This is a genomic window from Pseudomonas sp. B19(2017), from assembly GCF_002113165.1.
Classification (GTDB): Bacteria; Pseudomonadota; Gammaproteobacteria; order Pseudomonadales; family Pseudomonadaceae; genus Aquipseudomonas.
This window is the reverse complement of sequence record NZ_NEJR01000021.1, coordinates 40,655-53,656: the sequence shown is the minus strand read 5'-3', so window position 1 is coordinate 53,656 and position 13,002 is coordinate 40,655. Positions and strand designations below refer to the sequence as shown.

Genomic DNA, 13,002 nt, shown 5'->3' with positions numbered 1-13,002 from the left:
CGTGATACCAGGGGGAACAATGTCGGATCATGAGGCTCTGAGGCAGGCCGAAGCTATCTGCCAGACGCTCAGAGAGGATGACGATGGGGTCAGGCGTGAGGTTCTCACGCATGCGGGCAGTCGCTGGTCTCTGGGTATCCTGCACGCTCTGGGCGTCTACGGCACGATGCGCCACGCCGATATCAGAAGACAGCTGAATGGCATCACACAGCGGATGCTGACCAAGACACTGCGATCACTTGAGCGGGATGGCTTGGTCAACCGTCACGAGTTCCAGGAGATTCCGCCCCGTGTGGAATATGACCTCACGCCGCTGGGGGTGGAGCTGCTTATCCGCATGTCGCCTATCTGGATGTGGGTGGTTGAAAACGTGGACCTGATTCGCCAGGCCCGCCACAGGTTTGATAGCCAGGAAGGAAAGACACCATTCTGGCAAGAGCCCGTCCCGATGCCAGCGGGTTCAGATACTAGGCATGACACCCCGCTGATAGCTCAGGCTATAACATCGAAAAGAGACAAATAACTTATCTGTTTTTGCACGGTCCGTTTGCGAACAGGCGAAGCTTACAAGAGCTTGGTCACATCATGATTAACATGTGCCCGAACCTGACGCTAGCGAACGACCCGGTAGTAGTCCGGCATGTCCTCCAACGCTGACCAGCATACGACGCTCGATGCGTCGTCGAGCGAAGCCTCTCCCTTATCCACATCAGCCAACAATGCCTTTACCAGAGCGCAGATCTGGCTCCGGACATCATCCAGGCTGTTTATTTCTGCAAGCCGCAAGCTATACGTCCAGCGGTCTGCAGCGCCGTTTTTCGTTTCCCAGCGGAAAAGGCGGGCGGTGCCGTCTTGCAGGCGGTTCATGGACCTCGGGGAGATATCGCGCATTTCAAAGCCCATGTAATTCTCGTACTTCACATCTGTCGGGTCATCCCACAGGTTGATATGAAGCAGAGGCTCCGGGCTGAAACCACCTTCAGCATCATCACAAAGAAAACTCATCTGGAATGCCAGATGCGCTGTTACCTTACGCTTGCCTTTCGGTGTGAGAGGCAGTGACCAGGCTGCGGCGCGGAAAATCCAGCCACTCGTATCAGTTTTGTAGCTGCTCGACCACTCGCCTGGTTTGTAGAGGGTGTCCAGTGGGCTCTTGCAGAACAGGTCGCTGACCTCGCGCTTGATCAGGTTCGCAAGTGCTTCGCATTCATCGCCGACCTTGGACACGAAGGCGATAGACGCTGAGATCGCTTTACCGGTTTCACTCATTTGCATTGCACTCTCAAGACTTCACTGGCTCAGACTGAGCGAAAAAAATATGGCCTGAAACCGCTGGAGGTAGCGGCTGTTTGATGGACTTGAACCCACCGAAGGGCTCGACGGCCAGCAGTTTTAGGCAGCGACGGACTTGCTCGCTCCAGCGTCGCAGCTCAAGTCCTGGCCCCGTACGGATAGTGGACACGGCGGTGAGGATGTCAAACCACGAGCGCATGAGCAGCTTACCGTTCCAGACATCCCGGCGATTCAACGCGTTGGTGGCTTCGCTGGTATCCAGGCCGATGAACATGTGAAGCGCGCGGTTTTGCTCATCTTTATCTAGATAGCTTTCCCACTGCTGGTGCAGTTGGTCCTGGCCGCTCAAGGGGGCACGCCATTTGAGTTCAACTAGCAAAATCTGACTATGCGTGCTCCAGGTCAGCTCCACACGAAGGTCTGGCTCGATCCGACCTTTGCGTGGCCAGAAGTGCATCTCTGCATGAGTAGGTGTATCAGCGGGAAAGGCGTATTCAGGATTTCGTAGCTGCACCAACGCGCCCCAGAAAGCGGCAATAGCCGCCGGGGAGAGAAGCGCCAGAGGGCCCAACAGCGTAGAGGTGATTTCGTCTTCCTCGGCCACTCTATGCTCAGTTGTTTCGTCCCGATGGCCTAGATAGCGCCGGTAGAGCCTGGATTTCTTGTGGCTAAATGCATGCAACATGAGGACTCCTTGTACTTTGCAGACTCGCTCTACTCAGGCCTGAAGGGTTCATTACCGGAACTGGTACCGAAGGCCGCGCAAAGTAATCTGGGCAGCCATTCCGCTGCTCGACCAGTCAAGGTAATGGCATCCTTTGTATCGACGGGTTCGGTATTTATATGAACAACATGGGCACCGTGTTCACGGGCGATCTCGGGGATCCGTGCGGCCGGATAAACCATTGCGGATGTTCCTACGGACAGTAACAGATCGGCGTTTCTTGCAGATTTGAACGCGGTTCGTAATTCGAGCTCGGGCAAGTCTTCGCCGAACCAGACTACACCGGGGCGAATCTTGCCGTTGCAATGGGAGCAGCGAGGCGGCTCGAGAAGGCTTGCTTTCGTTTCCGACGAGGGGCATTCAGCCAAGGCATGCAGGCGGGCACAAGCGAAACAACGGGCAGCTTGAAGACTTCCATGAAGATGGATCACGCCCGTGCTACCTGCGCGCTCATGCAGGTCGTCGACATTCTGAGTCACCACCACCAATGCCGGCACATGCTGCTCCAAGGTCGCAATGGCAAGATGCGCCGCATTCGGTCGAGCCTGGGCGACCTGGGCCCTGCGCCATTCGTACCAGCCCCAGACCAGGGCCGGGTCATTGCGAAAAGCCGTTGCCGTCGCGAGCTGGGCTGGGTCGAACTTTGCCCATAGACCGCTCTGTTGGCCCCGGAATGTAGGGATGCCGCTTTCTGCCGAAACCCCTGCGCCGGTGAATACCACTAGCCTACGAGCATTGGCTAACCACTCCACGGCGTTCGCGAACGCAGCGTCAGTCGTCTTCATAAAGCTCAATCCCTCTTCTGAGGCGCTGAAGCAAACGTTGCTTCAACGTCTCCGGTCCTGTCACGGCAATAGAGCCCGTGTGGGAAAGCAACCACCACTCCAGCTCCCAGCTATCCGCGACTTGTGCGCGTATCCAGCCGCCTTCCTCGCTGGACATCGTCTCCATGCTTTCGCTCAGCGGTGTCTCTTGCAACAAGCGCAAAAGCCCATCGCTCACCCAGGCTTCGAGGGTGATGAGTTCAGCTGCGTTATCGCCAAACTGCATGGCACCCGAAGCGGCATAAGCCTTCAGGTCAAAGCCGCAAAGTGTTTTGGCGGATATTTCCGTGATCGCCACGTCGCTCATGCGATGGAGCGCAAATTGGCGGGCGTCTTCATGGGGCTCTGCCATTGCGATCAGGTATGTGATTTCTCCGCGTTGCACCAATCCGAGTGGATTGAGCATGAGTTGGCTCATTTGATCGCGATGCGCCGAGTAATAGCTGCAGGTCAGCTGGCGATTCTCAATCAACGCTTCTTGCACAGTTGCCAAACAGGCAGCATCGATCTTCGGCTTCACCAAGGGCAGGTAGGCAGGCACGCTGGCGACCTTCTCCGGCCAACGGCTTGCAGGCGACTGCCGGGTAAGTGCGCTCAATTTGCTATTGGCTTGCTCGAAACGAGGCTTGAGCGCGCCAAGCATGAAGGCGGGAATCAAAGGCTTGAGCATCTCTTGGGCAAGAGTCAACGTCAGGGCCTCCAGGACGGTCACCGCCGTTGCCTGGACGCTCGAGGGCGGTGCCCAGCTGAAACCGTAGGGCACGCTTTTATCGTTTTTGCGAATCGCGAACACGGTAGCCAGGTCCTCCAAGTCCCGTTCGACTGTGCGCTTGGTCGTGGGAAACCCAGCTTCTGCCAGGCGCTGCTGCAAGTCTCTCGCCGTTGCTCCGCTTCCCGAAGTAGGCAGCAACTGCAACAGCTCCCACTGGCGGCTTAGGGTGTTTCTTCCTGAGTTGGAGGGCACGGTGATTCCTTGGTGATCGAGTGATGGCTGGCTGCTCAGCATTTTCCACGATATCGAGACCGTATGGGTCGCGAGTGAGCGCGACCCATTGCGACCACCCGCTAGCGGAAGATGGTGCCCTCGTATTGGAGAGCCCGTAAGGTGGTCATGCTCACCATGTGAATATTCCAATACAGCAATAGTCAGCCAGGATTTTCAGGTTTTTCCAAGGGGGTAAAATAGTTATGTCTGAATTTGCTGATGGTGGCGATGATTATATAAATATTGTGGTTACGGATTTTGTCACGGGCCATAAGTCTGTTTGTGTTTCACTGGATGCACCGATTGAACGGCTTGCTCACCCGCGCTTTGATATCCACCTTATCATCGATGCGCCAAAAAAGTTTTGCGTTGCGGAGGCCGTTGGAGAAAATATATTCTTCATAGATGCGCGTCCAAAGGGCAGGGCTCTAGGGGAAAATCAGTATCAAGTTATCTATGATGGGGCTGAGGACAGCACAGCTGGGTTCTATCAGTGGGCTTGCGAATGCGTCGGTTTTTTCAAGGTCATGCAGTTCAATTTTGGCATTGTCTGTGTCGATTATGCTGACTTCCTCACTGCGCTATCCTGCTGCAAGGCCAATACCTTGCGTTTTGAAAAAATGACGTATGACCATCATGCTGTGGTGCCTTATGAAAAGCATTCTGGGCCGCCTTACAGGGTCATTTATTGCTGTCTTGATGGCGGATTGGATCTCTCGCTTGGACATTATGTGAAGTTCGCAGAAGCGTTAGAAGCCAGCAATCCAGAGCTTGTGATGATAAAGTCTGCCATGAAGCTCACGAAGTCTACGGTGTACTCCATAATGCTGCTGGGTGAGGCAGTCGATCAGACTTTGCCAATGCAGTGTCAACATAACCACGCCTCCTGAGCGCGGCCTTGACCAACCCCAGTATGACAACCACCTGAGTGTAGATCCGGACTTTACCTCAGGGGTTACATGGGATGCCATGCAGGGCAGCTGCGGACATCGCAAAACAGTAGATCGAAGTCCGGGTTTTTGAGCCACAAGGCGAGAATCCTGAGGTTTGCGGAGCGAATCTTGCGATCGTCCACCTTTCGAAAACGTCTAGGCGGTGTCTCTCGCTGACTTGCGAAGCTGTCGCTGTGAAACCGCGCCAAGCGCTTGCGGATTGCTGGAGAGCGTGAAGTGAGCAGCTCGGGCTCGATGTCCCATAGCACAAAAACATAATCGTACTGGCAGCCGTGGCGCCTATAGGTGCGTGCCATATACAAATCTCCATATCATTATCTGGCTGACATGGTGGTCTCCTTCGGCAAGGTTGGAAGGGTAAGTGTTTCGGAGCGTGTGTGATGCACGCTCCGGTTTAGGCGATTGATTACAGGTCGTCTAGCAGCTCGATTTCGCGGGTGATGAGAGCAGTGATGTCGATCAGGCCTTCGCTGGGGAATACTTCAGTATTTATCCACCACGCGTTACGACAGCCCGGAGTGAAGTGCAGTGCACCCATGTCTTGAAGTACGGCTGCCAGCGCGCTGGCGTCAGGTGGGTTACCCTTCTTGTCGGTCGCTTCGTAGTAGGCGTTGCCGATACCAAACGCGCTTTCGCCGGCACGGACCTTCGTTGCGCTATTGGCCAGAGGGAATGGCGTGCTGCCCGATACTTCCCGAAGAATATTCAACATCTTGTTGATGACCTTGATCGGATAGCGGCGGCCTCCATGAAGCTGTATTCCGCCGTCATCGATCAGGTAATGGAATTTGTTGCCTCTTGCAGCGGTGTAGCACTCAGTCCAACCGTCACCTGGCATTGGGGGAGCGGTCAATATGGCCTGAGCATTGCTCCCGTCACGGGGCAGGTCATAACCGATCATGAACAATGCAGCCTCCAATTGACGTAGCGCCGGTACGGCAGAGGAGGCAGCGAAGTCACTGGCTGGTGCTCGTGCCAGTGCTGCTGCCAGAATCCAGCTAGCTTTGAGATTCCACTCTGCATGATGAGCACCGGCGATCAAACGTGGAAAGCTGAAACCAGCCTGGCTAGGGTTGCGGTTCTTGGGCGATTTTGCATGAGGACCCTCTTTCGAAGGCGCCCAGGGAAAGGCGAGCTCGGCGGGGACACTCGAGAGCTGTTTCTCCCGGCAGTACTTCACGACGATCCAGCCGAGGGCGGCCGCAACGCGGCTGTCGTAGATGATGAAATCGTCGACCAGCAGCGAGTAGACCTTGGTCATACCGGCGTTGAAGCGCAGATCACTGCTTACGAGGATCTGCTCAGTCAGATCGCCGCGGGTCAATGCGGCGGCTGTCGACGCCAGGGTCTGGGCGAGATTGTCGATGTTGATACTTAGCCAGCGAATGTTTCCTGCCTCGACACCGCCCCATCTCATCACATCTGCAGCAGCGGTAAACGCAGCCTGATCGTTTGCCGTGTTTATGCTGCTCTGCAACGCACTACTCAATGCGTTCAGCGCCGCGCAGTTGCTGGTGAGGTCCGTTCCTGGTGGAACGTCATGAGCGCCTTTGTGCCGCCATTGATAGCGTGCGCAAGCATCCTGGAGCCCTTGGCATTTCCAAAGAGTGTCGTTGCGGCGGTCCGTGTATTCATGAGTGAAAAGCGAGGTGTTGTTCAGATTTCTGGCCAGCCAATCGACAAAGTCACCTACCACATGGTTCATCGTGGCAGAAGAAGTGGTGCCGAGGTACTGATCGCGATGCATGTCCCGATTCCTTGTGGTGGGTGTCTTGAGTTGCGCTAGTATCCGTCCAGGTGCGACACAACCTGTCGTATGCGGGTAGCTGGATTATCCGAATCAACACCAATAGAGACGGCTTGATCTTCGCATCCGGATGCGGGCCGACAAAGGAGCTGAATGTGAGCAAGCAGGATTTGCCGAATGCCATCAAAACCTTGAAACGGCGATTCGAACTGCTGCGCAATGTGGGATCGGCAAGATGGAAGGGCATTACCGCGACTGAGTTACTGGGCAGCGATGACAGTGGTGTGGATATTCGAACGATCCAGCGAGATCTGGAAGTCATGGCCAAGGCAGGCGTGCTCAAGGGGAAATCGCGGGGTAAACATGAAACTCCGAGGTGGTTCTTGCACGATGAAAGCCCCATTGATATGAATTTTGCGGGTGATTATGGGCAGGTAGAGGCACTGGAATTAACACCCTCCCAACTGAAATCCAGCCGCGTGGCCTTGGGGATCGTGACACTCTACGAGCACGCCCAGCACCTTTTGCACCATGCAGCGCTAGCTGATTTGAAACCGATCTATGAACGGTCCAAGGATATTCTCAGAAAAAATCACTCACTGGAGCATGGCTGGGTCGGAAAGGTCGTGCACGGAACCCAGCAAGTTCAACTCCGCCCAGCCAAGGTTTCCAGTGTAGTGCTACACGCAATTCAGACCGCCGTTCTGGAGGGCACCCAAGTCAGGGCGGACTACCGATCCCGTCGTAGCAAAGATACCAAAAGCATGCTCTTGAACCCCCTCGGCCTTGCGTATCAGGACTCAAGCATTTATTTGGTTTGTCAGCTGGACGGTGACCAGATCATTCGCAAGCTTCCACTTCAACGCTTCGAAGCCGTTCATGTGCGTCAGTCTCGTCGAGTATCGATACCAGAGAATTTCGTACTGGCTGAGCATGTGCAGAAAATTCACAAAGCGTGTGGCCCCGTCCGATTGAAAATGAGGATCAATGGGGCACTTCGTGAGCGACTGGATGAGTCGGAAACACCATTGACGGAAAATCAGGTAATGACTCCCCTGAGTACCGGCGACTGGATACTGGAGTGTGATTACGAGTACACCCAGGGCCTTGAGTGGTGGATTCTTGGTCATGGTGCTGCCATCGAAGTACTTGAACCGGCCGAGTTGCGGGAAAGCATCAGCGGTTGCGTCAGGCAAATGGCCAAAACATATGGGCACCTTTCCTCTAACACGACAAGAGAAACGCTATGACTGATGAAAAACACGATGATCGCCCTGTTTACCAGGCAACCTGCCATTGTGGAACGGTGCGTTTTTCACTTCGCTTGACCGATGGTGTGCGTACAGCGCGCCGGTGCAACTGCTCGCTCTGCCGTATGCGGGGGGCAGTGGCGGTATCAGCCAACCTGGGCGACATCACTGTCACCCAAGGGCATGAGGCGCTCACTCTTTATCAGTTCAACACAGGTGTTGCAAAGCACTACTTCTGCTCGAAATGCGGCATCTACACATTCCACCAGCGCCGCTCCTCACCGGATCAATACGGGGTCAACGTTGCCTGTATCGAAGGCATGAGCCCATTTGACTTCCCGGAAGTCCCTGTCAGTGAAGGGCGGATTCATCCAAAAGACCGCGTAGGTGGAGGCTCATTGACTGCTGGATGGCTGCGATATGAAAGCAACCATGATTGATACGCCTGGACCCTGGAACTGCTAGGCGAAGCCCTGGTCCAGCACGACGAAATGCTGGAATGCGAACACAACCCGCGCATAAGCTTTCGCTACACGGCGGGTATCCATCAGGCGATCCGGATCATCAGCCGTCTGGCCAGTGAGCAGTGTGGGAAGGTCGTGGAGCGAAACGGCCAGGCCCCTGAGCGTTAGGCGAGATCATCGATGAATGGCGGACGAGATATCACAGGCCGCTGAAGCGTTGGCATCCCAGGGGCAGGAACGCCAAGGCTCAGCGCTGCGGACTATTTCAATGGCAGTGATGGTCACCGGTCTTGTGATTGGTGTGGCAACCCCTGGCGTCAGTACCGCCACTGTGCGCAAAAGCGCCTACCGATGAGAACGAAAGGACTGCAGCGATCAACAGCGAAACGATTTTCATCAGGCTACTCCTTGCTTGGCTAGGTGATGGCTTATTGACATCTCAAGCGTATGGCAAAATGCTTCCGGTTAACAACCAGAGCAGCGCTGGCACAGCGTATAACTGTCAAAACCGAGCGATATCCTTTTGGCCCGGTTAGGTGTTTTACTTAGTGCTTTAGATTGAGAAGGATCTGATCTAGATGGTGTCGAAGGACAGCTTGAGCGGTTTGATCGCGTTTGTACGTGCGGCTGAGTCGCAGAGCTTCACCTTGGCGGGGCGTGGTTTGGGTATTTCCTCCTCTGCCGTGGGCAAGAGCGTTAGCCGCCTGGAGGAGCGCCTTGGCGTGCGTTTGTTCCATCGCAGCACCCGACAGATCAGCCTGACCAGCGAGGGGCTGGACTTCTTCGCCCGTTGCCGCACCCTGCTGCAGCAATTGCAGGACGCCGAGGCGGCCTTGGCCAACTCCAAGCAGAGGCCCAAGGGCGTGCTACGGGTTAGCCTGCCGGCAGTAGGCTACCGTCTGATTTCCGGAAGCATGCGCGAATTCTACCGGCGCTATCCCGAAATAGAACTGGACCTGGACTTCAGCGACCGGATGGTCGATGTGGTGGAAGAAGGTTTTGACGCGGTAATCCGTAGCGGTGCGCTGCCGGACTCGAGCCTGGCCGCCCGCAAGATCTGCACCTTCCGCTTCGTGCTATGCGCGGCACCCGAATACCTGCAGCGCTATGGCGTCGCCCGCACCCTTCAGGACCTGAGCAGCTATCGGGGTATCGGCTACAAGCTGCCGTCGAGCGGCAAGCTGCAGCCATGGACGTTGCAGGCGCAGGGCGAGCGGGTTCAAGTGCAGGTTGAAACGGCGATGGTCATGAACAGTGTCGAGGCGGTGCTGGCGGCCTGCCGAAATGCCATGGGCGTGGCCTACCTTCCCGACTTTGTGATCCAGGAGTACATCGCCAGTAACGAGTTGACTCTGGTAATGCGTGAACTGAGTCTGCCGGGTGACTTCTGGATCGTCTGGTCGCCGACCAGGCTGCTGTCACCTAAAACACGCGCTTTCATCGACTTCTTGGGCGAGACTGACCTGATGACCAACGCCAGCTGAGCAACCAGCTGGCGTTGCATCACGCAGGTCAGGCAATCAACAGCTTCTTGAAGCGCGCCGAGTAACGGATAGCCTCGACCACCTTGAGCCGGACCGGCACTTTGTAGCTGTCCATGCGTTCGCGGCTGTACTGGCGTATAGCCCGCAGGACCTCGGCGGTAGCATCGCCATAGTCGCCATCGAGTACCACCTCGGCGGCGACGAACTGCCCGGTCAGGCCGTTGCGCTCGCCATAGGCCTTGCAGTCCTTGATGCGCGGGTGCTGCATCAGCACCGATTCGACCTCGGCGGGGTACACCTTCTCGCCACCGACATTGATGATCTCCTTGCTGCGGCCAAGGATCTTCAGGTAGCCATCAGCATTGACTTCGACCAGGTCGCCGGTCTTGAACCAGCCGTCATCGGTGAAGCTGTCCATGCTGTGGTTGAGGTAGCCCATCACCTGGGTAGCGCTGCGCAGCCACAGTTCGCCGTCGACCACACGGTATTCGGTATCGCCTTCCTGGAAGCGCATGAACAGGCTGTCGGAGGACTGCGAGCTGGTGTTCATGATACCGGTTTCGCTGGTGCCGAAGGTTTGCAGGAATTTCACCTTGGGCAGTTTCTCGCGCAAGGCCCCCAGCAGGCTTTCGGGCATCGGCTCGGTGCCGTAGGTAATCATGCGCAGGGCCCCCAGGTCGTAGCGCCCGAAGACATTGTTGATAAGCATCAGATTGAGAAAGGTCGGCGAGGTCGGCAGCACCGTGATCCGGTGATCGGCGATCAATCGGGCGACGATGTCCGGGCTCTTGGTGGCGGCAATGGTTGCCGTGCCGCCGATGGTCAGGATGTTGAGCAAGGTATTGATGCCGCCAATATGGTCGAACAGCAAGAACAGGAAAATGCTCAGGCGCCGAGAGCGCTTGTTCTGGTAGCTGGCCACCAGCCGATCAAGGTCGTGCAACATGGCCTTGGGCTGCCCTGTAGTACCGCTGCTGAACAGGATCAGGCCAGCATGCCCGAGCCCCTTGAGCTTGGCCACCAGAGCATTGTCTTCGCCCTGCGGAGTGTGCCGGGTGACCTCGCCGCTGTCGGCATTGATCTGGTACTCGGCTTGAGCGGCGGCAAGCTTGTTCTGCACTTCCTGCTCGTTGCTGGCGGTGTTCAGCGCAATTACATTGCCGTTCTGGTACAGCGCCAGGAACAGCGCGATGCCACGGAACGAGAAATCGCCCTGGACGAATACCGTGGTCTGCGCTGCGACACCTTGGGCCTGCAGGTGTTCGAGCTGGTGCAGTACCTCGGCCTTGAGTTCGGCGTAGCTATGGCTTTGCTGCTCGGTGTTGAGAAATGGTGTATCGGCAAAACCGTCGAGCTGGTCGATCAGAGGCTTGAGAGTCATCAGAAATTCCCTTTTGTGAGGCTTCGCTCAGAAACGCACCGGAAGTTCGTTGGGACGGCGCAGCACGGTGCCGTTGATCCAGGCCAGCGATTGCGGCGCGCGGTCCAGCTGCATGTCGGGCAACTGTTCGATCAGCGTCTCGAGCACGATGCCGATTTCCAGGCGGGCCAGGGCCGGGCCCATGCAACTGTGGATGCCATGACCGAACTGGATGTGTGCGGCCTTGTCCTCACGCAGTGGGTTGATCCGCAGCGGCTCGCTGAACACCGCCGGGTCGCGGTTGGCCAGGAACACATTGGCATACACGCAGGTGCCCGCCGGAATCTCACCACGGCTGGTACTCACCGCCTGAGTGGTGATGCGCGGGAAAGCCGACAGCTTGCCGATCGGGATAACCCGGATCAGCTCCTCGATCAGTGCCGGCAACTGCTCTCGGTTACGCTGGGCGTGCATCCACAGCGCGGGGGCGCACAGAAGCGTGTAGACCGATTTGGTCATCACGCTCAGGGCGTTGTGATCGCCACCTAGCAAAATGCCCAGCAGCACGCCGACGAATTCCTCGTCGGTGAGTGGGTCGTCCATGCTCGCACGCTGGTCGACGTACTGCCGGATGAACCCGTCCGGTTCGGCGTGGCGGGTGCCACGCACGAAGTCCATCAGGTAATCGAAGCTAGCCTTGACCGCTACTTCGATACCCGGGATATCGTCCGGCGGCGCCGACTGGATGATCTGGCTCCAGGGGCGGAACAGTTCGCGGTCCTGCAGCGGGATCCCGAGGATGTGGCACACGGTGGAGGCAGTCAGGTCCTGTAACACCGAGGCGAACAAGTCCGGTGCCAGCTCGCCGTCACGCATGCGCTGGACGTTGCGCCGGGTGGTGGTTCGTACATGCTCGCGCAGGCTTTCCACCCCGCGCTTGCTGAAGGCTCGGGCCACAGTGGCACGCGAGCGCATGTGTGCCGGGTTGTCGAGGTTCAGCAGCAGCTCCGGCTGGGTCGGGCCTGGAAGGAAGGTCGGGCCACCTTCCACGTTGCACAGGGTGCGGCTGATACTCGGGTCGGCCAGGAAGCTACGGCAATCGTCGTAGCGGGTCAGGTGTGTGGCGACGTGGCCGCTTGGCAAGCGGATCTGCTGCAGTGGCTGGTCGCTGTCGAGCACGTGGTAATAAGGCGCGGCATCCAGGTTGGGGATGTCCATCACAAAGGGGAAGCTGTGGGTCGTCATGTCGGGCCTGCCACGTGTCAACGGGATGGATAAAGCAGCGCGCGCACGGCGTCGCGCACTTCGAGGCTGTCCTGGAAGTGAATCGCCTGCCAGCCGGCGGCGCGGGCCGCCTCACAGTTCTCCTCGACGTCGTCGATCAGTACACAGCCGTGGTCGTCTACACCCAGCTCGCGGGCAGCCAGCGCGAAGATGCGTGGGTCGGGCTTGCGCAGGCCGACCTTGCACGAATCGATGATGCCGTCCGTGACGTCGTCCAGGCCGACCATGCGCCGCCACGACGTTTCCCACTCAACGGTGTTGTTGGTGAGGATGGCCGCCTTTACCCCGGCCGCCTTGACCTCGTGGAACAGTTCGAACATGTGCGGGTTGACCTCATGGTCAGCAAACCACTGCTCGCCGTGGTTGTCGAAATCGCAGCGGCTGAGGTCGATGCCGGGATACAACTTGCGCAGCGCGGCGCTCATTGCCTGCCCCCATTCCACCTGGGTCATCAGGGCAAGCTCAATGGGGGCCTGGAACTGCACGCCCAGTGGACGTGCGACTTCGTGCATGGCCGCTTCCATCTGCTGGCGGTTGATGCCGGTCTTGCTTTCATAGACGCGGTACAACTCAGCGATAGAGGGGGAGAGTACGCCGCCGAAGTCGAACCAGATTGCCTGAGTAGTCATGGGTG

At 57.3% G+C, this 13,002-nt stretch carries 15 protein-coding genes; 6 read left to right on the top strand and 9 right to left on the bottom strand.

What is annotated here, in order from left to right; genetic code table 11:
- The first annotated feature begins 19 nt into the window (after positions 1-19).
- On the top strand, positions 20-523 hold the full coding sequence (locus CAF70_RS22870) for a helix-turn-helix domain-containing protein (protein WP_085626708.1): 504 nt from the start codon (positions 20-22) through the stop codon (positions 521-523).
- Between the two features lie 89 nt (positions 524-612).
- On the opposite strand, the gene CAF70_RS22865 is transcribed toward CAF70_RS22870, so the two are convergent.
- The 4 genes from CAF70_RS22865 to CAF70_RS22850 are packed head-to-tail and all read right to left on the bottom strand — an operon-like array spanning position 613 to position 3,847.
- Entirely contained in the window at positions 613-1,269 is a 657-nt protein-coding gene (locus tag CAF70_RS22865) for a hypothetical protein (protein WP_143491659.1), read from the bottom strand.
- A gap of 13 nt (positions 1,270-1,282) precedes the next feature.
- Positions 1,283-1,978, bottom strand: coding sequence for a hypothetical protein (locus tag CAF70_RS22860; RefSeq protein WP_085626705.1), 696 nt, complete (start codon positions 1,976-1,978; stop codon positions 1,283-1,285).
- A 29-nt stretch (positions 1,979-2,007) separates the two neighbouring features.
- A complete protein-coding gene (locus CAF70_RS22855) occupies positions 2,008-2,802 on the bottom strand; it encodes an NAD-dependent deacylase (protein ID WP_085626704.1) in 795 nt (264 codons plus the stop codon).
- Positions 2,789-3,847: a YafY family protein gene (locus tag CAF70_RS22850; RefSeq protein WP_085626703.1), complete on the bottom strand. Its 1,059-nt coding sequence runs from the start codon at positions 3,845-3,847 to the stop codon at positions 2,789-2,791. The genes CAF70_RS22855 and CAF70_RS22850 overlap by 14 nt, the downstream gene beginning before the upstream one ends.
- 182 nt (positions 3,848-4,029) lie before the next feature.
- On the opposite strand from CAF70_RS22850, the gene CAF70_RS22845 reads away from it, so the two are divergent.
- On the top strand, positions 4,030-4,716 hold the full coding sequence (locus tag CAF70_RS22845) for a hypothetical protein (protein WP_085626702.1): 687 nt from the start codon (positions 4,030-4,032) through the stop codon (positions 4,714-4,716).
- A 469-nt stretch (positions 4,717-5,185) separates the two neighbouring features.
- Here CAF70_RS22845 and CAF70_RS27740 read toward each other — a convergent pair whose 3' ends face one another.
- Positions 5,186-6,526, bottom strand: coding sequence for a hypothetical protein (locus CAF70_RS27740; RefSeq protein ID WP_178076419.1), 1,341 nt, complete (start codon positions 6,524-6,526; stop codon positions 5,186-5,188).
- 155 nt (positions 6,527-6,681) lie between these two features.
- Between CAF70_RS27740 and CAF70_RS22830 the strand changes: the two genes are divergently transcribed.
- Genes CAF70_RS22830 through CAF70_RS27995 form a run of 3 tightly spaced genes read left to right on the top strand, consistent with a single transcriptional unit; the run spans position 6,682 to position 8,408 of the window.
- Positions 6,682-7,776, top strand: coding sequence for a YafY family protein (locus tag CAF70_RS22830; RefSeq protein ID WP_085626700.1), 1,095 nt, complete (start codon positions 6,682-6,684; stop codon positions 7,774-7,776).
- Complete coding sequence (locus CAF70_RS22825; RefSeq protein WP_085626699.1) at positions 7,773-8,216, top strand: GFA family protein; 444 nt, start codon at positions 7,773-7,775, stop codon at positions 8,214-8,216. Before CAF70_RS22830 ends, CAF70_RS22825 begins: the two co-directional genes overlap by 4 nt.
- Before the next feature lie 12 nt (positions 8,217-8,228).
- Complete coding sequence (locus CAF70_RS27995) at positions 8,229-8,408, top strand: hypothetical protein (RefSeq protein ID WP_143491664.1); 180 nt, start codon at positions 8,229-8,231, stop codon at positions 8,406-8,408.
- A gap of 97 nt (positions 8,409-8,505) precedes the next feature.
- On the opposite strand, the gene CAF70_RS27315 is transcribed toward CAF70_RS27995, so the two are convergent.
- On the bottom strand, positions 8,506-8,637 hold the full coding sequence (locus CAF70_RS27315; RefSeq protein WP_143491658.1) for a YHYH domain-containing protein: 132 nt from the start codon (positions 8,635-8,637) through the stop codon (positions 8,506-8,508).
- Between the two features lie 199 nt (positions 8,638-8,836).
- On the opposite strand from CAF70_RS27315, the gene CAF70_RS22820 reads away from it, so the two are divergent.
- Positions 8,837-9,724 (top strand): LysR family transcriptional regulator, encoded by an 888-nt coding sequence (locus CAF70_RS22820; RefSeq protein WP_325175955.1) that lies wholly within the window; start codon positions 8,837-8,839, stop codon positions 9,722-9,724.
- A gap of 28 nt (positions 9,725-9,752) precedes the next feature.
- Here CAF70_RS22820 and CAF70_RS22815 read toward each other — a convergent pair whose 3' ends face one another.
- Genes CAF70_RS22815 through CAF70_RS22805 form a run of 3 tightly spaced genes read right to left on the bottom strand, consistent with a single transcriptional unit; the run spans position 9,753 to position 12,997 of the window.
- Entirely contained in the window at positions 9,753-11,105 is a 1,353-nt protein-coding gene (locus tag CAF70_RS22815; protein WP_085626697.1) for a fatty acid--CoA ligase family protein, read from the bottom strand.
- A gap of 27 nt (positions 11,106-11,132) precedes the next feature.
- Complete coding sequence (locus CAF70_RS22810) at positions 11,133-12,329, bottom strand: cytochrome P450 (protein ID WP_085626696.1); 1,197 nt, start codon at positions 12,327-12,329, stop codon at positions 11,133-11,135.
- Positions 12,330-12,346: 17 nt separating this feature from the next.
- Positions 12,347-12,997 carry an HAD family phosphatase gene (locus CAF70_RS22805; protein ID WP_085626695.1) on the bottom strand — a complete coding sequence of 217 codons (651 nt, stop codon included), beginning with the start codon at positions 12,995-12,997 and terminating at the stop codon, positions 12,347-12,349.
- Positions 12,998-13,002: the final 5 nt, after the last annotated feature.